Origin of the sequence: Actinophytocola glycyrrhizae, assembly GCF_042653545.1 — a bacterium.
Lineage (GTDB): Bacteria > Actinomycetota > Actinomycetes > Mycobacteriales > Pseudonocardiaceae > Actinophytocola > Actinophytocola glycyrrhizae.
On the sequence record NZ_JBHSIS010000009.1, the window covers coordinates 172,727 to 191,234 of the forward strand.

At 73.0% G+C, this 18,508-nt stretch carries 19 protein-coding genes; 10 read left to right on the forward strand and 9 right to left on the reverse strand.

All coding sequences use genetic code 11. The features are described from left to right. Positions 1–18: 18 nt before the first annotated feature. Both ACFPCV_RS20645 and ACFPCV_RS20650 read left to right on the forward strand, forming a co-directional pair. Positions 19–939 carry an SDR family oxidoreductase gene (locus tag ACFPCV_RS20645; protein ID WP_378057896.1) on the forward strand — a complete coding sequence of 307 codons (921 nt, stop codon included), beginning with the start codon at positions 19–21 and terminating at the stop codon, positions 937–939. Next, on the forward strand, positions 936–1,391 hold the full coding sequence (locus ACFPCV_RS20650) for a MaoC family dehydratase (protein WP_378057897.1): 456 nt from the start codon (positions 936–938) through the stop codon (positions 1,389–1,391). Before ACFPCV_RS20645 ends, ACFPCV_RS20650 begins: the two co-directional genes overlap by 4 nt. Here ACFPCV_RS20650 and ACFPCV_RS20655 read toward each other — a convergent pair. Further along, positions 1,382–2,305: a PaaX family transcriptional regulator gene (locus tag ACFPCV_RS20655; protein WP_378058087.1), complete on the reverse strand. Its 924-nt coding sequence runs from the start codon at positions 2,303–2,305 to the stop codon at positions 1,382–1,384. The genes ACFPCV_RS20650 and ACFPCV_RS20655 overlap by 10 nt on opposite strands. Positions 2,306–2,383: 78 nt before the next feature. On the opposite strand from ACFPCV_RS20655, the gene ACFPCV_RS20660 reads away from it, so the two are divergent. From ACFPCV_RS20660 to ACFPCV_RS20670, 3 genes are read left to right on the forward strand one after another with little or no spacing between them, the layout of a single operon-like run. Beyond that, positions 2,384–3,616, forward strand: a complete 1,233-nt coding sequence (locus ACFPCV_RS20660) for a CaiB/BaiF CoA transferase family protein (protein WP_378057898.1) — start codon at positions 2,384–2,386, stop codon at positions 3,614–3,616. A 2-nt stretch (positions 3,617–3,618) separates the two neighbouring features. Continuing rightward, positions 3,619–4,698: a 2-hydroxyacyl-CoA dehydratase gene (locus ACFPCV_RS20665; RefSeq protein ID WP_378057899.1), complete on the forward strand. Its 1,080-nt coding sequence runs from the start codon at positions 3,619–3,621 to the stop codon at positions 4,696–4,698. Next, the gene (locus ACFPCV_RS20670) at positions 4,688–5,935 is read left to right on the forward strand and encodes a 2-hydroxyacyl-CoA dehydratase (RefSeq protein WP_378057900.1); all 1,248 of its coding nucleotides are present in this window, start codon (positions 4,688–4,690) and stop codon (positions 5,933–5,935) included. The genes ACFPCV_RS20665 and ACFPCV_RS20670 overlap by 11 nt, the downstream gene beginning before the upstream one ends. A gap of 12 nt (positions 5,936–5,947) precedes the next feature. On the opposite strand, the gene ACFPCV_RS20675 is transcribed toward ACFPCV_RS20670, so the two are convergent. Beyond that, a complete protein-coding gene (locus ACFPCV_RS20675) occupies positions 5,948–6,352 on the reverse strand; it encodes an AfsR/SARP family transcriptional regulator (RefSeq protein WP_378057901.1) in 405 nt (134 codons plus the stop codon). Positions 6,353–6,449: 97 nt separating this feature from the next. On the opposite strand from ACFPCV_RS20675, the gene ACFPCV_RS20680 reads away from it, so the two are divergent. Next, a complete protein-coding gene (locus tag ACFPCV_RS20680; RefSeq protein ID WP_378057902.1) occupies positions 6,450–7,541 on the forward strand; it encodes a Rossmann-fold NAD(P)-binding domain-containing protein in 1,092 nt (363 codons plus the stop codon). Next, positions 7,538–8,848: a DUF3293 domain-containing protein gene (locus tag ACFPCV_RS20685; protein ID WP_378057903.1), complete on the forward strand. Its 1,311-nt coding sequence runs from the start codon at positions 7,538–7,540 to the stop codon at positions 8,846–8,848. The genes ACFPCV_RS20680 and ACFPCV_RS20685 overlap by 4 nt, the downstream gene beginning before the upstream one ends. 53 nt (positions 8,849–8,901) lie before the next feature. Here ACFPCV_RS20685 and ACFPCV_RS20690 read toward each other — a convergent pair whose 3' ends face one another. After that, complete coding sequence (locus ACFPCV_RS20690) at positions 8,902–9,051, reverse strand: hypothetical protein (protein ID WP_378057904.1); 150 nt, start codon at positions 9,049–9,051, stop codon at positions 8,902–8,904. A gap of 113 nt (positions 9,052–9,164) precedes the next feature. On the opposite strand from ACFPCV_RS20690, the gene ACFPCV_RS20695 reads away from it, so the two are divergent. Next, complete coding sequence (locus ACFPCV_RS20695; RefSeq protein ID WP_378057905.1) at positions 9,165–10,118, forward strand: cyclase family protein; 954 nt, start codon at positions 9,165–9,167, stop codon at positions 10,116–10,118. A gap of 636 nt (positions 10,119–10,754) precedes the next feature. On the opposite strand, the gene ACFPCV_RS20700 is transcribed toward ACFPCV_RS20695, so the two are convergent. From ACFPCV_RS20700 to ACFPCV_RS20725, 6 genes are all read right to left on the reverse strand, one after another. Continuing rightward, on the reverse strand, positions 10,755–11,402 hold the full coding sequence (locus tag ACFPCV_RS20700; RefSeq protein WP_378057906.1) for an RraA family protein: 648 nt from the start codon (positions 11,400–11,402) through the stop codon (positions 10,755–10,757). Positions 11,403–11,418: 16 nt separating this feature from the next. Then, positions 11,419–12,489, reverse strand: a complete 1,071-nt coding sequence (locus tag ACFPCV_RS20705; protein ID WP_378057907.1) for a branched-chain amino acid aminotransferase — start codon at positions 12,487–12,489, stop codon at positions 11,419–11,421. Between the two features lie 167 nt (positions 12,490–12,656). After that, a complete protein-coding gene (locus tag ACFPCV_RS20710; protein WP_378057908.1) occupies positions 12,657–13,937 on the reverse strand; it encodes a glutamate synthase-related protein in 1,281 nt (426 codons plus the stop codon). Beyond that, positions 13,934–14,938 carry an asparagine synthetase A gene (locus ACFPCV_RS20715; RefSeq protein ID WP_378057909.1) on the reverse strand — a complete coding sequence of 335 codons (1,005 nt, stop codon included), beginning with the start codon at positions 14,936–14,938 and terminating at the stop codon, positions 13,934–13,936. The genes ACFPCV_RS20710 and ACFPCV_RS20715 overlap by 4 nt, the downstream gene beginning before the upstream one ends. 31 nt (positions 14,939–14,969) lie before the next feature. Beyond that, positions 14,970–16,229: a methylaspartate mutase gene (locus ACFPCV_RS20720; protein WP_378057910.1), complete on the reverse strand. Its 1,260-nt coding sequence runs from the start codon at positions 16,227–16,229 to the stop codon at positions 14,970–14,972. After that, positions 16,226–16,696 carry a cobalamin B12-binding domain-containing protein gene (locus ACFPCV_RS20725; RefSeq protein ID WP_378057911.1) on the reverse strand — a complete coding sequence of 157 codons (471 nt, stop codon included), beginning with the start codon at positions 16,694–16,696 and terminating at the stop codon, positions 16,226–16,228. Before ACFPCV_RS20725 ends, ACFPCV_RS20720 begins: the two co-directional genes overlap by 4 nt. Before the next feature lie 241 nt (positions 16,697–16,937). Between ACFPCV_RS20725 and ACFPCV_RS20730 the strand changes: the two genes are divergently transcribed. Both ACFPCV_RS20730 and ACFPCV_RS20735 read left to right on the forward strand, forming a co-directional pair. After that, positions 16,938–18,212 carry an MFS transporter gene (locus ACFPCV_RS20730; protein ID WP_378057912.1) on the forward strand — a complete coding sequence of 425 codons (1,275 nt, stop codon included), beginning with the start codon at positions 16,938–16,940 and terminating at the stop codon, positions 18,210–18,212. 71 nt (positions 18,213–18,283) lie between these two features. After that, complete coding sequence (locus ACFPCV_RS20735; protein WP_378057913.1) at positions 18,284–18,490, forward strand: MbtH family protein; 207 nt, start codon at positions 18,284–18,286, stop codon at positions 18,488–18,490. The last annotated feature ends 18 nt before the right edge of the window (positions 18,491–18,508 follow it).

Here is an 18,508-nt window from a genome sequence, read left to right on the forward strand (position 1 = left end):
ACAGGGAGGAACACACAGATGGATCTGACAGGCAAGGTCGCGGTCGTGACCGGGGCCGGGCGCGGGCTCGGGCTCGCCTACGCGTCCGCACTGGCCGGGCGCGGCGCGGCCGTCGTGGTGAACGACGCCGACGCCGTTGCCGCGAAGGACGCCGCCGCGGCCGTCGTGGCGGCAGGGGGGCGCGCGGTCGACGAGCCGGGGGCGGTCGGCACCGCCGACGTCGCGGACGCGCTGGTCGACCGCGCCGTGCGCGAGTTCGGCCGGCTCGACGTGATGGTCACCAACGCGGGCGTGCTGCGTGACCGGGTGCTGTGGAAGATGACCGACGAGGACTTCGACACCGTCGTCGGCGTGCACCTGCGGGGCACCTTCACCTGCGTGCGTGCCGCCGTGCTGCGGTTCCGCGAGCAGGGCGACGGCGGCCGGGTGGTCGTCGTCGGTTCGCCTGCCGGGCAGCGCGGCAACTTCGGCCAGACCAACTACTCCGCCGCGAAGGCAGGCATCGTCGGCATGGTCCGCACCTGGGCGCTCGAGTGCGCGAAGGCCGGGATCACCGTCAACGCGGTCGTCCCGGTCGCCGCGACCGGCATGACGAAGACGATCCCCGCGTTCGCCGAGCACGTCGCGGCCTGGGAGGAACGCGGCGAGCCGCTGCCGCGCCGGCTGCGGCAGGCCGAGGGCTTCGGCACCCCGGAGGACGCGGCCGGGCTGGTCGCCTTCCTCGCCTCCGACGCGGCCGCCGGGATCACCGGGCAGGCCGTCGGCGTCGGCGGCGACAAGCTGTCGCTGTGGTCGCACCCGGAGGAGGTGGCCGTCGCCTACCACGAGGGCGGCTGGGACCCGGACGCCATCGCGGCGGCATGGCGCACCTCGGTGGGCCGCGAACCGAGCACCTACGGCATCCCCGCACCACAGGCACCCGAGGAAGGACCAGCATGACCACGAAGGCCACCGGCATCGACGAACTGCTCGCGCTGGCGGGCGCCGACCTCGGCCGCACCGAGTGGCGCACGGTCACACAGGAGCAGGTGAACACCTTCGCCGACGCCACGGGCGACCACCAGTGGATCCACGTCGACCCGGAACGGGCGGCGAGCGGACCCTTCGGCGGCGCCATCGCGCACGGCTACCTCACCCTGTCGCTGATCATCCCGCTGTTCGGTGAGCTGCTGGTGATCGACGGCATCGCGATGAGCGTGAACTACGGGCTGGAGAAGGTGCGTTTCCCGAGCCCGGTGCCCGTCGGGCGCCGGATCCGGCTGGCAGGCGCGGTCGCGGCCGTGGAACCTGTGAAGGGCGGCGTGCAGATGCTGCTGGACTTCACAGTGGAGCTGGAGGGCAGCGACAAGCCGGCGTGCGTGGCCAGGGCCGTCTACCGGCACTACGCGTGAGGTCGGGGCACCCGATGGGTGGTGTGGTGGCGCACCAGGTCGACGTCCTCGGGGTCCAGCTCGCGCACGATCTGCCGCACACGGTGCTCGGCGAGCGGGCCGAGCCCGTCGTACACCTCGGCGAACAGGGCGCGTGCGGTGTCCCGGGGCCAGTCGGGCGGCAGCAGCGCGTGCGGCAGGTCCGGGTCGTTCCAGCGGAACGTCCGCCACCGGTCCATGACCTCGGTGCGGGCCACCAGCGCCTCGGCCGCGGTCACCGCGCCGCGACGGACCCGTTCGGCGAGCGGCGACACGATCTCGACGAACTCCTCGTACAGCCCGCGCACCTCGTCGAGGTCCCACGCCTCGGTCAGCGACCGCCCGCCGACCGGTCCGTCGGTCCGCAGCACGACCGCGCTGGTCACCCCGAGCTCGTCCAGTTCGCGCACGGTGTCCTCCCCGGACGCCGTCGGCGAGATCCAGAACCCGTCGAAGATCGGCGCGAAGCCCAGCCACCGCAACCGGGTGCGCAGTTGGTGGCGGACCTCGCGCTGGTCCTCGGGGATCGAGAACGCCACGGTCGTCCACGTGCCGTGCCACGGCTGCGGCGCGGCGCCGAACGCCAGCACCTTGGCGACGGCGTCGCCGAGCGCCGTCGCCGCGGTGCCGTCGACGCCGTAGAACGTGCGCCGGCCGCTGCGGTGCACGGTGATCATGCCGCGGCGGGAGAGCCTGCTCAGCGCCGCCCGGCCGCTGGCCTCGGTGATCCCGAACTCGGCCAGCAGGCGGACCAGCGCGGCCGACGAGGCCCGGCCCTTCGTGGCGAACCAGTAGTCCGCGTAGAGCGTCATCAGCAGGTGCTGGGGCGCCCCACCGTGCTGCTGGCGGGGCAGCAGGTCGGAGCGTCTGCCGCGCGAGGCGGCTGATCGCGGCATGGCCGTCACGACCCGAAGTGTATAGGTGCCCTACCGACCGTCATGGTTTGTGACTGTCGTGGACGAAGGAGGTGTCGCGTGGCGGAGCAGCCGCTCGCAGGCCGGACGGTCGTGGACCTCACGACCGCCCTCGCCGGACCGTACGCCACCCTGTTGCTCGCCGGCCTCGGCGCGCGGGTGGTCAAGGTGGAGAACCCGCGCACCGGCGGCGACTCGTCCAGGGGCAACGCGCCCTACCTCGGCCGCGACGGGCTGCGCCTCGGTCGCGCCCACGACGACGACATGTCGGTGTCGATGCTGCTGCGGGGCCGCAACAAGCTGAGCGTGACGCTCGACCTCAAGCACCCGGACGGGGTCGCGGTGCTGTCCGACCTGGTGGCGCGGGCCGACGTGCTGGTGGAGAACTACAGCGCAGGCGTGACCGGGCGTCTCGGCATCGACTACCCGGCGATGCGGGCGGTCAACCCGAAGCTGGTGTACACGTCGATCAGCGGGTTCGGTGGCCAGGGCGGGCCGGCCAAGGCGATGGACACGATCATCCAGGCGCTGTCCGGGATCATGGGCACCGCGGGGTCAGAGGGCGACGACCCGGTCCGCAACGGGCTGCCCGTCGGTGACCTCGTCGCACCGTTGTTCGCGGTGATCGGCACGCTCGCCGCGGTCGTGCAGGCCGACCGCACCGGCGCGGGCCAGCACGTGGACGTGTCGATGCTCGGGGCGCTGACCTCGCTTGTCGCCTGTGAGCCGTTCGACGCGTACGCGGCCGTCGGGCTGGTGCAGCGCACCGGTTCGCTGGTGCCCCGGCTCGCGCCGTTCGGGCTGTTCGAGGCCGCCGACGGCTGGCTGGCCCTCTGCGGCCCGACCGACCGGTTCGCCGCGGGCGTCTTCTCGGCCATGGGTGAGCCCGCGCTGGCGGCAGATCCCCGGTTCGCCACGCGGGACGCCAGGGTCGCCAACGCGGGTGCCCTGCACGACCTGATCGCGGCATGGGCGGCCGGGCGGCGCCGAGCGGACGCGGTGGCGCTGCTGACCGACAACGGCGTGCCCGCGGCGCAGGTGCGCGAGCCCGCCGAGGCGGTGCGGGACCCGCTGGTCCGCGCCCGCGAGGAGGTGGTCGCGCTCGAGCACCCGCGCTACGGTGCCACCGCGGACGTGTCCGCGACCGGTGTGCCGATCCGGTTCTCCGCCGCACAGGTGGGGTTCGACCGCCCGGCGCCCGTGCTCGGCGAGCACAACGACCGCGTGTACGGCGAACTGCTCGGGTACGACGCGGACCGGCTCGCCGCGTTGCGTGAGGCCGGGGTCATCTGAGCGTGGACACGGCACTCACGCGGTTGCTGGACCGCTACACGCTGCGGTTCCCGGTGCGGGAGCCGGACCGGATGGTGATCGGGTACGTCGGCCAGGACGTGCCGGTCGAACTGCTGACCGCGGCAGGTGCGCTGCCCGTGCGGCTCGCCGGCCTGCCGGGCACGGACGTGGCGGTGGGGGAGCGCTACCTCGGCCGTGGCGTGGACAAGCCGGCCCGGTCCGTGCTGACCCGCCTGCTCGCCGGCGAGTACGGCCGCCTCGACCGCCTGCTGGTCTCGCGGGACTGCGAGGCGTCGCTGCGGCTGTTCTACGCCGTCCGGGAACTGCGGCGGGTGGAACCCGGGCTCGGCCTGCCCGAGACCTACCTGTTCGACCTGCTGCACCTGCCGCACTGGACGACCACGCGCTACGACCGGGTCCGGGTCGGCGAGCTGGTCACCGTGCTCGAGAAGTGGACCGGCGCCCGGCTGACCCCGGACGCCGTCGCCGAGGCGATCACCCTGCACGACGAGCACCGCGGGCTGCTGCGTGCGGTGTCGGCGTCGCGCCGGGGCGATCCACCGCGGCTGACCGGCGTGCAGGCCCTGGCCGCCTTCGGCGCCACCCTCCCCGTGGCCGAGCACAACCGGCTGCTGCGAGAGCTGCTCGCGTCCGATTTGGACGTCCACAGCGGACAGCGGGTGTTCCTCACCGGCAGCTCGCACGACAGCCCTGAGGTCTACCGGACGCTGGAGGCCGCCGGGTACGTCGTGGTCGGGGAGGACCACGACTGGGGCGACCTCCTCGCCGCGCGACCCGTTGGGGAGCCGACCATCGCCGCGCTCGTGGAGCGTTACCAGTACAACGGCCCCACCGCGGCCCGGGCGTCCATCAGGGACCGGGCCGAGCACACCGCACGCGCCGCGGTCGACTGCCGCGCCGACGTCGTCGTCTCCTACGTCCGCCGGGGTGACGACGCGCCGCCGTGGGACTTCCCGGCACAGGCGAGCGCCCTGCGGGCCCGTGGCATTCCCGCCGTGCTGGTGGACCGGCAGGAGTACGGCGACATCGACCTCGAGGCGGTGGTGTCCGGTGTCCGTTGAGAAGCTGCTGGCGTCCGCGACCGAGGCCACCCGCTACCAGCGGGAGTGGTTCGCCGACCTGCGCGCCACCGCCGCCGAGGGCAGCCCGGTCGCGCTGGTCAACGCGGACGCGCCGCAGGAGATCTTCCGCGCCATGGGAATCCCGTACGTGGTGAACCAGTGGTGGGCGTCGGTGGTCGCGGCCAAGCGGCGCGCGCCGTACTACCTGGGGCTGCTGCGCGAGCGCGGCTACCCGGACTACACCGAGCAGTACAGCTCGATCTCCCTCGGTTCGCTGTTCGACCCCGACCCGGAGAACGCGCCGTGGGGCGGCCTGCCCCGCCCGTCGATCGTGCTCGGCGAGAACGTGGGCGACGGTGGCCGCAAGATCTTCGACGTGTGGGGAGCGCAGCCGGGGATCTCCTTCTACGCGCTGGAGAGCGCGGCCGAGAACGCCGTGGCGCCGAACTGGTGGGAGCTGATGCCCCACGACTGGGAGAAGGCCATCGGCGCCGCCCGTCTCGACCTGATGGTCTCGGAACTGCACGGTCTGGTCAGGTTCCTGGAGACCACCACCGGCCGGGTGTTCGGTGAACGCGCACTGCGCCGCGTCCTCGATTTGGTCAACGAACAGGCGGAGTGGAACCGCAGGACCCGCGACCTGATCGCGGGCACCACCCCGAGCCCGCTCGCGGTCACCGACAGCATCCCGAGCGTGATGATCCCGCAGTGGCACCGCGGCACCGAGTGGGCACGCGACGCCGCCCGGCGCTTCTACGAGGAGGTCGAGCAGCGGGTCGGCGCAGGCGCCGCCGTGTGCGAGAACGAACGCGCCCGTCTCATGTGGATCGGCCGGGGACTCTGGTACGACATGGACTTCTACCGCCGCTTCGAACAACGCCACGGCGCGGTGTTCGTGTGGTCGATGTACCTGGCGATCGCGGCCGACGGCTACCCGAGGTACGGCGACGACCCGCTGCGGGCGCTCGCGGCCCGCTTCGCCGCGTTCAACGACCAGCTCTACACCCCGCCGTGGTCGTGCGAGTGGTATGTCAAGGAGGCGAAGCTCCACCGCGTGGACGGCGTGGTGCACCTGGTGTCCGACGACGCACGCGGCGGCTACTTCACCACCAGGGCACTACGCGCGGCAGGCATCCCGGTGTACGAACTGCACGCCGACAACGTCGACACCCGCTCCTACCAGGAGTCCACCGAGGAATCCGTGAGCCGGTGGCTGGAACGCGACGTCCTCGGCTGACTCCCACGAAAGTCAGGTCGCACCGCGACCCGGGAGCGCGCTGTGCGTGAACGAGCTGTCCGCAGGTTGTTCCGGGCGGGGCTGGTGGTGTTCCACGGCCGCGTCGGCGAGCAGGCGCCGGACCCGCAGCAGGTCGATGTCCACCGCGTCCGGGTTCACCATGTAGTCGCCGCTGGTGTGGGGCAGGACCGTGCTGCCGGTGCGTGCCCGCCGGTCGGGCTCCAGCAACCGGCGCAGGTGCTTGACGTATGTCTGGAGCACGTTCACCGCACTGCGGGGCGGCCGGTCGCCCCACCACGCGTCCACGAGCTCGCGCGTGGTCACGGCCTCGCCGCCGCCGAGCGCGAGCAGCCCCAGCACCGCGCGCCGTCCGGGCGGGCCCAGGTCGATTTCCCTGCTGTCGCGCCAGACCCGCAAGGAACCCAGCACCTGTACCCGTACCTATACCGTCATCGCGACGACGTTGTTACTCCGGGCTGGTCGCGTGCTGACTGAGCGTGCCTATCCTCGGCGGATGGCAACTTCCGCCGCAGGTCTCTTCCCGGACATCACGGGACGCTTCGCCGCCGCCGACGTGCCGTTCCTGCGGCGGGCACGGCTCCGCGCGGAACGTACGCGGCCGTACGCCGGGATGACGGTGCTGCACAACGTGCCGCTCACCGCCGAGACGATGTGCAAGATCGAGGTGCTCGCGCTGGGCGGGGCCGAGCTCGTGGTCACGAGCCCGAGTTTCATGGCCCCCGATCCGCAATGCGTCGAGGCGTTGGGTGCCGCCGGTGTCGAGTTCCGGCGGGAGTACCGGTTTCCCGAGGAGTTCGACGTGGTGCTGGACTGCGGCGGTGAACTGCAGCCGCTGGTGGCGCCGCGCATGGGGGTCGGCGAGCTGACCGGCACCGGCACCCGCCGTTACCGCGCCGCCTGCCCCGCCTACCCGGTCATCGCGGTCGACGAGAGCAGGGTGAAGGACCTCGAGGCGTCGCTGGGCACCGGGCGTGCCTTCCTGCACGCCCTCCGGCGGCTGGTGCGGGAGCCGATCGACGGGCGCCCGTTCCTGGTCTTCGGCTACGGCAAGGTCGGCAGGGGGATCGTGCGTGCACTCGCACCCCACACGGATCGCGTCGGGGTGGTGGACGTCGATCCCGGTGCGCTGGCGGCCGCGGCGGCGGCCGGGTGCGACGCCATGCCGGCCGGCGAGCGCGACCGGGTGGCCGCGTGGGCCCGGCAGGCCTTCGCGGTGGTCACCGCGACCGGGACACCGGGTGTGGTGACCAAGGGCTACGAGGTGGCCGCCTTTCTCGGGGCCCACCTCGCCAACATGGGCGGGGAGGACGAGTTCGGCGACGCGTTCGCCGCCGGTGACGTCCTGTGCGGCAAGCAGCCGGTCAACTTCTCGGTGAGCGACCCGGGGCTGGTGCGCTACCTGGATCCCGTCTTCCACGCCCACAACCTCGTGGTCGACGTGCTGTCACACGCGCGGCACCGGCCCGGGGTACAGCCGTTCCCGGACTTCCTCGCAGACGAGATCGTCGACTGCTGGCAGCGCGTGTTCGGCGAGGACCTGGACGCCGAGCCCGACCTCCGTCGCGTGGACAGGAGGCCGGCATGACGACGACCGAGCGCTGGCAGGTGGACGACGAGCTCCGCCGCTGCGCCGCGCGGTACCTCGCCTCGTCGGGACGGTCCGAACGCGACGGTCCCCGGTTCGCGCCGGTCACCGGTGAGCTGGGCATGCTCGTCGCCGACCGGTTCGCGGCCATGCGGCACGAGCCGGACCACCCGCTGGTCGCGGCCTCCTACCGGCAGTACATCCAAGAGATCACCGAGCAGTACGAGTTCGCCGTCGCGGGGCTGGGGTTGCGCATCGAGCCGTGGCCGCACCGCACCGAGCCCTACCGCGACAGCCGCCACATGATCGAGGACGTGCGGCGGCACCGGCACCTGTACGTCCTCGCCACGCACGCCCGGTGGGGCGAGACGGGGGCTGAGCACGCCGACCACCCGGTGCTCGCGCGGACGGGCATCGTCGCTGATGGTGTCGAACTGCTGGCCAACGACCTGTTTCGCGTGGTGCACGACGTGTTCGGGCATGCTGTGGCTGGCCACCAGTTCGGGCCGGTCGGCGAGGAGAAGGCGTGGCTCGCGCACTACGGCATGTTCTCGCCGCTGGCCCGCCCCGCGCTGACGGCGGAGACCAGAGGCCAGACCTGCTGGATGTACTTCGGCCCGCACCTGCGTACCGAGGCGGGCGCGCTCATCGGCAAGGACGAACCGGGATGGGTGCCCGTGCCGCGGCGTCCGTTCGCCGAGCAGAAGGCGGGGCTGCTGCCCGCCGAGGTGAGCGGCGTACGCCTGGTGCGCGACAGCGGCACCGGGTGCGTGCGGGCACACCCGCTGAGTGGCTGGCGGCCGGACAGCTGTCTCCCGGTGCGCTCCAACCGCAAGCCCGCCGACGTCGCCGACGACCTCGCCGAGGCCTACCGGACCACCACCTTTCGCGTGCTGGCCCCGGCGGGACCGGTCGACCTCCGAATCGGGCGGGCCGACCCGGACCTGGACGCGCTACTGCACCGCGAAGGTGTGCACTGCTGGGCGTTCCTCACGGCGTGGAGTCCTGGCGGTCGCGTACTGCCCGCGGCGGAGAACCAGCGGCGCGGCGCCGCGCTCCGGCGCAGGCTCCGCGGCATCGGGGTGCCGGTCCTTCCGGGTACCGGTATCGGCGTGGACCCGGACTGGCCTGCCGAGGACAGCCTGCTCGCCGTGGGCCTCGACCGGTTCACCGCGTCGCGCATCGGCGCGGAGTTCGGCCAGGACGCCATCGTGGTCGGCGACCGGGATTCGGCTCCGGAGCTGCTGTGGTGCCGCACGACGAGGGATGACTTCTCCCGTTCGCCGGATCCGCGGCCCACCCGCTGACATCTCGTCCGGCATGGCATGGCTGACTCGGGTCTGGGTGCCCGCCCGCGTGGTCAGTCGGCGCGCAGGGCCAGGTGCGCGCCGAAGCGGACGCGGTCGCGCAGGGGGTGGCCAGTGAGGATGCGGTCCGCCTGGCGTTGTTCCGCGGCGCGGACCTCCTCGGCCGCCGCGACGACCTCGGTGAGCCGGGCCGACCGGCCCACTGCCCGCCCTTCAGCGTCATGCGAGGCCAGCGGGTCTTGGCAGGTCAGAGGGGAGGGCGGGATAGCCTGCCGCCAGTGCCTCGAACCGCGTGACCGGAGGAGTCGATGCTGGGATGACGGCAAAGCGACCGGTGCCCACACAGGACGACGTGCTCGGATACTTCGACACGTTGTCGAACTGGGGACGGTGGGGCGACGACGACGAGTTCGGCACCCTGAACCACATCACCGACGACGTCCGGCTGGCCGCGGCGCGGTCCGTGCGCCACGGCAGGAGTGTGTCGTGCGCATGGGAAGTCGCCGTACCGGAAGACATGGAGCGGTCGACGACGACGTGTCCGTGCGCGGCCGACATGCCCGGTGCCGAGCACATGCCGGCGCTCTTCCACAGGGACCGGCGCTGGGGCTTTTCGAACGAGCGGCTCGGCATCATGTTCCACGGCAACACCATCACCCACGTCGACTCGCCGTGTCACCTCTTCTGGGACGGCACGATGTACAACGGGCGGTCGCACTCGCTGGTCGACGCCGCAACGGGATCGGCGTGGGCGGCCGTCACGACGGCGGCGAACGGGATCGTCACCCGTGGTGTCCTGCTGGACGTCGCGAGGGTCCGCGATGTGCCGTGGCTGGAACCGGGACAGGGTGTGTTTCCCGACGATCTGGAGGAGGCCGAGCGTCGTCAGGGTGTGCGGGTGCGGTCCGGCGATGCGGTACTCCTGCGGACCGGCCGTGGCCGCGTTCGGCACGAGGCCGGTGAGGTCGGCGGTGTCACGCAGGCTGGCTGGCACGCGTCCTGCCTGCCGTGGCTGCGGGAACGGGAGGTCGCCCTGATCGGCGCTGACACCCCCCAGGACGTTGCACCATCGGGGTACGACGACGTGTTGATGCCGGTGCACGCCGTGGGCCTCGTCGCGATGGGTCTGTGGCTGCTCGACAACTGCGACCTGGAGGAGTGCGCGACGATGGCCGCCGAACTCGGCCAGTGGGACTTCCACCTCGCGGTCGCGCCGGTCCGCTTCGCCGGTGCGACCGGCAGCCCGGTCAACCCGATCGCCACGTTCTGACCGCGGGACTCGCGCCCGACGGTGTAGCCGGCCGTCTGCCCGGCCGCACGTGATCGTCAGCCGGGCAGACGAGTGCGATCATCAGCACCGGGAACCGGCGCCGCCGATAATCAGGATCCGCGTCGCGTCGGGGAACGGGCCGGGCCGGTTGGTCGTGGGGTTCGGACAGCGAACACGTTCACCGGTGTTCGCGTTGTAGAACCCAACGGCGCGATTCGGTTTGCCGCCACCGTAGTCACGTCTCTCCCAGACGCAGAGCCGGTATTGTGCACAGCTGGCGTCCAGTGTTCCTACTGTCGTGCCGACCACGCCGGGCTAGCCGGAGACGTCGACGGACATGGGAATTCGCTTGGCACCTGCGGCGCCAAGGTCGGCAGCGCTGGCCGGTGCCGCCAGCAGGCCCACTGCGAGCAATAGGCCCAAGCCGATTGTGGCAATTTTCATAAAACGTTCCCCATGCCGAGTCGACCATTACGGACCGGCAGAGTGTTCGTTCGCTTGAACGGACCACCCCAGACTTCCGCGGACATACTGTGAGGTTTCGGACCATCGCGAACCATCTGTGCGGCGGAACGTTCAGCCATGCGCCTCGCGCGGCGGGCGGGGACGATGTCGTCGTCCCGCCCGCCCGCGTGGTCAGTCGGCGCGCAGGGCCAGGTGCGCGCCGAAGCGGACGCGGTCGCGCAGGGGGTGGCCAGTGAGGATGCGGTCCGCCTGGCGTCGTTCCGCGGCGCGGACCTCCTCGGCCGCCACGACGACCTCGGCGAGCCGGGCCGAGGGCACGAACAGCACCCCGTCGTCGTCGGCCAGCACCACGTCCTCGCGGGTCACGGTCCAGTCGCCGATCGTGGCCGCCGCGAGGGCATCCGGCGGGCGGGTGGCCGTGCGGGTCGAGCGGCACGGGATGGCCCCGAGGCTGAACAGCGGCAACCCGATCGCACGTACCTCCGCGGTGTCGCGGTGCAGGCCCCAGATCACGATGCCGGCCAGCCCGGCGTCCCTGGCCTCCGCGGCCATCAGGTCGCCGACGCACGCCTCGTCGAGGCGGCCCCCGTTATCGACCACGAGCACGTCCCCGGGCGCCGCCGCGTCGAACGCCTCCAGCAGCACGTGCGCACTGCCCGCGTGCCGGACCGGGAAGACCGGGCCGGCCAGCCGCGTGCCGGGCACCACCGGGCGGGTGCCCGCCGGGCCGAAGCGCACCCGGACCGCGGCCCGCACGCAGGCGTCGGCCACGTGCGCGGTGGTCACCGCCGCGAGGCGGCGACGCAGGTATGGGTCCACGGTCCTCACCTCCCGCTCAGCATGGCGGCACCCGGTGCAGCCAGCCGTCCACGTCGTCGGCGCGGCCCTGCTGGAGGTCGACGAGCCCGCGCCGCAGCTTCGCGGTGACCGGTCCCATCGTGCCGTCGCCGACGGTCCAGTCGCCGTCGCGGTCGCGGACCGTGCCCACCGGGGTCACCACGGCCGCGGTGCCGCACGCGAACACCTCGGTGATCGCGCCGGACGCGCAGTCGGCCCGCCACTGGTCCACCGACAGCGGCGCCACCTCGGTGCGGTGGCCGAGCCGCGCGGCGAGGCGCAACAGCGAGTCGCGGGTGACACCGGGCAGCAGGGTGCCGGTCAGCGGGATGGTGCTGATGGTCGCGTCGTCCCCGGTGCCGCGCACGAAGAACATGTTCATGCCGCCCATCTCCTCGACCCACCGGTGCTCGGCGGAGTCGAGCCACACCACCTGCTGGCAGCCCGCCTCCCGCGCCGCGCGTTGCGCGACGAACGACGGGCCGTAGTTCGCGGCGCACTTCACGTCGCCGGTGCCGCCGGGCATCGCGCGGCTGTGCTCGCGGGACACCAGCACCGACACGGCCTCCACGGTGTCGCCGAAGAAGCCACCCGCGACGAACGCCATCACGAGGAAGCGGTAGCCGTCGGAGGGCCGCAACATCAGGTTCACGTCGGTGCCGAACATCAGCGGCCGCAGGTACAGACTGTGGTCGGGGTGGTCGGACAGCTCGTTCTGGTCCGCGGCGACGACCCGCTCCACGCCTTCGAGGTAGCGCTCCTCTGGCAGCGCGGGCATCGCGAGACGCGCGGCCGAGCGCTGGAAGCGGCGTGCGTTCTCGCGGGGGCGGAACACCGCGACCGACCCGTCGGCCTGCCGGAACGCCTTCATGCCCTCGAAGATGACCTGCGCGTAGTGCAGGCCGATGGTCGCCGGGTGCAGGGACAGCTCGGCGAGCGGCATCAGCTGCCCGTCGTGCCAGCCGTGCCCGGGGGCGTAGCGCAGGCTGTACATATGCCGGGTGAACGCGTCGCCGTGTCCCGGACTGGTGGGTTTCGGTACGTCGGTGGGGTCGAGCAGGGCGGTCATGGGTGCTCCTTCAAGACGGTGGCGTGTGTCGGCGGCCGGGCGACGCGATCGTGTCGTGTGCCCGGCCGCCGGTCCGGCGACCCGCGGTGGATGTGCCGTGGGTGCGCCGCGCAGGGGCCGGCGGCGGGGTACCGCCCGCCGGCCGTCCTGGTGGGACAACCTGTGGGTCACACGTCGGATGGTTGCGGCTCGGTGGACAGGGCATCGGTCGCCGTGGCGGGGTGCCACAGGTCGTCGTGGTCGAGCGCGTCCGGGTGGTACTTGCCGAGGGCGCTGACGAGCAGGCGCAGCTCCAGCGCCATGGCCTCGACCAGCCGGACGAGCCCCCGGCCGGGGTCCTCGTGCGCGGCGATCAGGGCCGCGCGGCCCAGCCCGGTGGCGGTGGCCCCGGCGGCCAGGCACTTGGCCGCCCGCAGGCCCTCCCAGATCCGGCCGGTCACCAGCAGACAGCCCGCCGGGCGGCCGATGCGGCGCAGGCACTCCCCGAGGGGCAGGCCCACGCCCGACAGGAACGCGGTGGGCGCCCAGCCGGTGCCGCCCTCGGCGCCGTCGACGGTGACCGCGTCCGCGCCCGCCGCCCACGCGACCCGTGCCGCGTGGGCCACGTCCCGGCCGGGGTGCAGCTTCACCCACACCCGGGCACGCGGGAAGTTGTTGCGCATCAACCGGATCTGCTGGCGCAGGATCTCGTCGGTGAACGTGCCGGGGCTCGCGCAGCGCAGCGCGGCGTTGGCGCCAGGGCCGAACACCGGCTCCATCGCGAACTGCTCGGCGAGGCGGTCCGCGGTGTCCGCGGGGACCACGGTCATCCCGCCGAGTCCCGGTTTCGCGCCCTGCCCGACCTTCAGCTCGAACGCGAGCCTGCCACTGTCCAGCAGCGGCAGCGCGGACGGGTCGCTGTAGACCAGGTTCCACACCTCGGCGTCGGCGTCCTCCGTGCTCTGCTGCACGACCACGCCGCCGAACCCGTCCGCCACGTGGTCGGCGTAGGCGCCGATGCGGTCCCGCAGACCGCGCCCGCCCGCGTCGTCGAGACGGCCGTAGCCGTTGACCGGCACCACGTTCTCGCCGACGACCATCGGGATGCCGAGTGTGCCCGCCTGCCGGGCGGCCGCCGCGCCGAGGTCGACGCTCGCGACCTGGGTGGAGCCGAACGCCGACAGGTAGACCGGCAGCGCGGCGCGGAAACCGCCGACGTCGGTGACGAGGTCCACGTCGGAGTGCAGCGGTTCGCGGGCGAGCTCGATGAGCTTCTCCAGCCGCCGCGGCATGAACACCGGCGGCACGAGGCGGGCGGCGTCCAGCTGGTCGGCGGGCAGCGGGCCGGGCAGGGCACCGAGCAGCGCGTGGCCGTACTCGTCCTGGGCGGGGAAGACGGCGGCGGTGCCGCGGCGGGCCCGGTCCCGGACCGCGGCCTCGCAGAACCCGTCGGCGTGCAGGGTGGTCACGGCGCGACCACCCCGGGCACCTTGGGGAAGCCGGTGGCCTGCCAGGCGTGGTCGACGCCGGCGAGGTAGCGGGTCACGCGCTCCAGCCCGAGCCCGAAACCGGCGCTCGCGGGGATGCCCGCGCGGACCATGTCGAGGTACCACCGGTACTTGGCGGGGTTCTCGCCGGTCTCCCGCATCCGCGCGATGATCGTGCCGTAGTCGTGTTCGCGCTCCCCGCCGCTGGCCAGCTCGCCGTAGCCCTCCGGGGCCAGCAGGTCGAAGTTGCGCAGCCGCCCGGGCTGCTCGGGGTTCTCCCGGTCGTAGAAGCCGCGGGAGCCCTTCGGGTAGTCGGTGACGAAGAACGGCCTGCTGGCCTTGGCCGACAGCAGTGCCTCGCCTTGCCAGTCGATCTCGGCGTCCGGGTTCTGCGGGTGCCCGATCCCGGTCAGCTCGCCGACGGCGGCGGCGTGTGTGCGGGCCTCGAACCGCTCGGCGAGCAGGTCGGCGAACGCGTCGGCGTCCCGGCCGAGCACGTCGAGCTCGGCCCGTGCCCGCTCCGCGACCCGGCGGGCCATGGCCCGCACGGTGCCCTCCGCGACCGCCATGGCCTCGCTCCGCGACGCGCCCGCCAGCTCCACGTCGATCTGGTGGAACTCGGCGAGGTGGCGGCTGGTGTTCGCGGTCTCGAGTGGCTCGAGGCGCACGTTCGGCGCGATGCAGAAGATCCGGTCGAACGTGGTCAGCGTCGCCTGCTTGTAGAGGATGGCGCTGGTCATCAGCTTGTACCGGTGGCCGTAGTAGTCCACGTCGACCTGCTTGGCGCCGCGGGCGCCGGGGTCGGTGACCGGGCCGATGACCGGCAGCAGCACCTCGGTGCAGCCCTGCTCGGTGAGGTGGTCCCTGGCCGCGGCCAGCATGTGGTGCTGGATGCGCAGCACCGCGCGGGTGGTGTCGGCGGTCAGGTGCTCGCGCGGGCTCGCGGGCAGCTCGGGGGCGGTCGTCGTTCGCATCTGGTCCATGTCGGTTCCCCTGTCGGAGGTGTTCGGGCGGTCAGCTCGGCAGGCACTCGCGTTCGAGCGCGGCGTCGTCGAACTTGCGTTCCAGGTAGGACAGTGCGCGGAGCAGTTGGTCGGCGGTGTGCGGTGTCCCGCCGGTGTCGGTGAGGCCGCGCAGCGGCAGCCCGCCGGTACTGGTCCACTGCAGGCGCCCGGCGCCGTCGACGGTCGCCCCCGTGCGCCCGGCGTTGTCCGGGTGCAGGCAGTAGGGGACGTCGAGCAGCCCGGTCGTCACGGCCTTCGTCAACGCGGTGCCGAGGTCGGGGTCGACGTCGAGCACCGCCTCGACGACGGCGCGGGCCTGCGCCGCGATGCCCGTGTCGGCCACCGCGGCCGGTGCGCGCCGCTCGGCGGCCGCTGCCCGGCTCGCCACCCACAGCGCGTCGACGTTCTCCGCCACCGTCGGGATGCGGTGCGCCTCCGCGACCGTCTTGACGATCAGCCGCTCGGCGCCGCCGCGCACGCTCAGCCGGGCCGCGTCCGCCAGCAACGCCGTCGCGCCGCCCGGGGTCCGGGGGAACGAGCCCATGTAGGTGTAGACGACGACGTGCCAGTCGGTGGCGGGCAGGAACTCCGCGGCCAGCGTGCGCAGTGCCAGCAGCGCCTCGGCGTCCTGGCCGGGGTGGGTCTGCTGGGCGTAGCTCAGCGAGACGCTGTCCACCCCGAGCCGCCGGAAGAACACGCCCTCCAGCACGCTGATCGCGACCAGCAGCGCAGGCGGGCACAGTTGGGCCATCATGCAGCCGCCGAAGGTCTCCAGGTGCGGTCGCCTGCCGTCCTCGCGCAGCCCGGCGAGCATCCGCGCGGCCTCGGTCCACGCGCGGACCGACTCGGCCACCGGCACCCGGCTGTAGGGCAGGCAGTAGGAGATCGGGCCGCCTTCGGTCGCGTCCAGCCCGGCGGCGACGAGCGCCGCGACGATCCGCTGGGGACGCGGTGAGCCGTGCCGCACCTGCACCGGGAAGCCGGTGCCGCCCACCCCGGCGAGCACGCCGCGGGTGACCGCGAGCGGGTGGTCGACGATCGGGTACCCGTTGAGCTGCCCGCCCTGCGCGAGGGCCGCACGCACGCTGTCGTGCTCGCCGACGCGGGTGAAGCTGTCCAGGGTGATGGTGCCCGCCGCGCGCACCCCGGCGTCGCGGGTGGCCAGCAGGCCCGCCCGCATCCGCGCCGGGTCGCCGAAGCCCATCCGGGGCTGTACGACCAGCACGCCATCGCGGGCCGCGGCGGCCACGAACGCGCCGAAGCCGGTCACGTCCGCACCCTGGCGGGCAGGGCGTCCACATAGGACCGGAAGGGGGTCATGCCCGCGTGGTCGGCGAAGACGGCGTCGAACCCGGCGGCGCGCAGCCGGTCGGTGTGCGAGACGCCGCGCGGTCCGTCGATGCCGAGCTTGCCGCCGATCACGACGCGGGTGCCCACCAGCTCGGGGCGGGCGCGCAGCGCGCCGATCGCCCGTTCGCCGTCCTGCCAGCCGTGGCCGTTGACCGTGCCGAGCACGACCAGGTCCGGGTCGTGGCGCAGGCACTGTTCGACCAGCATGGCGTCGGGCACGCACGCACCGAGGTTGCGCACCCGGTGGCCGCGTTCCTCGAGGAACAGCTGCAGGTACACCAGGTTCCAGGTGTGGGCGTCGGAGGCCAGGCCGCTGACGATGATGTCGAGCCCGCCGTCGAGCCCGCCGCCCCAGGTGCCGGGGGACCCTGTGTTCTCCAGTTCCATGATCACAACCTCGTCGATGCGTCGCCGGAGCCGGCCGGCGAAGTCGTTGTGCCATCACCGTAGGAACCGGTCCGGCCGGTGAGCGGCAGCGCGGTCGGCAGCTCACCGGAGGTTCGCCGCGGATGCCGCAAACCCGTTCGCCGCAACGGGGATGTGCCTCTCGACCGCCGGTCGGACTGCCGGTCGCGGGGCCGCGGCGTCACTAGCTTCGGAAGCTGTCCCCACCAGCGAGGAGCAGCGGATGACAGTCACCGAGGCCGAGCCCACCCGGCCCCGCCGGATCGGCGGTGTCCTGCGCCAGCACGACTTCCGCATGCTGTGGGTGGGGGAGACGACCAGCAGGCTCGGCACCACCATCACCGGCATCGCGATCCCGCTGATCGCGGTGGAGACACTGAACGCGAGCACGTTCCTGGTCAGCCTGCTGGACGCGGTGGCGTGGCTGCCGTGGCTGCTGATCGGCCTGCCCGCCGGCGCGCTGATCGACCGGCTCGCCCGCCGCCGCACCATGCTGGTGTGCGACGTCGTGTCGGGCGCGCTGCTGCTGACCGTGCCGGTCCTCGCCGTGACCGGGTCGCTGACCATGGTCCACCTCCTGGTCGTCGCCCTGCTGATCGGCGTGACCACGGTGTTCTTCACGACCGCCTACCAGGCGTTCCTGCCCGCCGTCGTGAGCCGCGAGGACCTGCCGGAGGGCAACGCGAAGCTCCAGGCGAGCGACCAGGCTGCCACCATCGCCGGACCCGGCATCGGCGGGCTGATCGCCCAGTTCGCCGGCGCGGTCATGGGGCTGGTGGTCAACGCGGCCACGTTCGCGGTGTCCGCGTGGTGCCTGCTGCGGATCCGCGTCACCGAGGAGAAACCCGACCGGACGGGCCCGCGCACACCGTTGCGCACCGACATCCGCGAAGGACTCACGTTCGTGGCGCGCGACCGGTACCTGCGGCTGCTGACCCTGTGCGGTGCCATCGACAACATGGTGCTCACCGCCACCCATGCGCTGCTGGTGGTGTTCCTGGTCCGCACGGTCGGCCAGCCGCCCGCCGCGGTCGGTGTCCTGCTCGCCGCGGACGCGGTCGGCGGCGTGCTCGGCGCGCTCGTCGCCACCCGGCTCGCCCGCCGGTTCGGCACCGGCCGGGGCATGCTCCTCGCGACCGTCGGCAGCGCGCCGTTCGGGCTGCTGATCCCGCTCACCTCGGCGGGCTGGCCCCTCGTGTTCTTCGTGCTGGGCCTGCTCGTACCAGCCGCGGGCACCGTCGCCGGGAACGTGATCGCGAACGTGTTCCGGCAGAGCTACACCCCACCAGCACTGCTCGGCCGCGTCTTCACCAGCTCCCGGTTCGTGCAGTTCGGGGTCATCCCGCTCGGCGCGCTGCTCGGCGGCGTCGCCGGCACCGTGCTCGGCGTCCGCGAGGCGCTGTGGCTGCTGCTCGCCATCGGGGTGCTCGGCCGCTGCGTCCGGTTCGCCCCACCACTCGGCCGCTGCCGCGACCTGCCCACCGCCCCGCGCGGCTGAGCTCCCGGCGGCCGCGACCGGCCGCCCCACGGTTTCCCCACCCACCCGGAAATGTTCGGAGGCGAACTGTCATGACCAACCCGTTCGAGCAGGAGGACGGCGTCTACCTGGTGCTGGTCAACGCCGAGCGCCAGCACTCGCTGTGGCCCGCGCACATCGACGTGCCGGCCGGCTGGGACGTCGCGCACGGCCCCGACACCAGGAAGGCCTGCCTCGACCACGTCGAGGCGAACTGGACCGACCTGCGCCCGGCGAGCCTCACGGCCGCGCAGAGCTGACCACACCACCACGGACCG

Bases quoted from the DNA above. Each gene is read 5' to 3' on its own strand.
- ACFPCV_RS20685 (WP_378057903.1), top strand. From the start codon at position 7,538: ATGACGACGACCGAGCGCTGGCAGGTGGACGACGAGCTCCGCCGCTGC.
- ACFPCV_RS20680 (WP_378057902.1), top strand. From the start codon at position 6,450: ATGGCAACTTCCGCCGCAGGTCTCTTCCCGGACATCACGGGACGCTTC.
- ACFPCV_RS20705 (WP_378057907.1), bottom strand. From the start codon at position 12,489: ATGACCGCCCTGCTCGACCCCACCGACGTACCGAAACCCACCAGTCCG.
- ACFPCV_RS20695 (WP_378057905.1), top strand. From the start codon at position 9,165: ATGACGGCAAAGCGACCGGTGCCCACACAGGACGACGTGCTCGGATAC.
- ACFPCV_RS20725 (WP_378057911.1), bottom strand. From the start codon at position 16,696: ATGGAACTGGAGAACACAGGGTCCCCCGGCACCTGGGGCGGCGGGCTC.
- ACFPCV_RS20715 (WP_378057909.1), bottom strand. From the start codon at position 14,938: ATGGACCAGATGCGAACGACGACCGCCCCCGAGCTGCCCGCGAGCCCG.
- ACFPCV_RS20645 (WP_378057896.1), top strand. From the start codon at position 19: ATGGATCTGACAGGCAAGGTCGCGGTCGTGACCGGGGCCGGGCGCGGG.
- ACFPCV_RS20650 (WP_378057897.1), top strand. From the start codon at position 936: ATGACCACGAAGGCCACCGGCATCGACGAACTGCTCGCGCTGGCGGGC.
- ACFPCV_RS20730 (WP_378057912.1), top strand. From the start codon at position 16,938: ATGACAGTCACCGAGGCCGAGCCCACCCGGCCCCGCCGGATCGGCGGT.
- ACFPCV_RS20655 (WP_378058087.1), bottom strand. From the start codon at position 2,305: ATGCCGCGATCAGCCGCCTCGCGCGGCAGACGCTCCGACCTGCTGCCC.
- ACFPCV_RS20735 (WP_378057913.1), top strand. From the start codon at position 18,284: ATGACCAACCCGTTCGAGCAGGAGGACGGCGTCTACCTGGTGCTGGTC.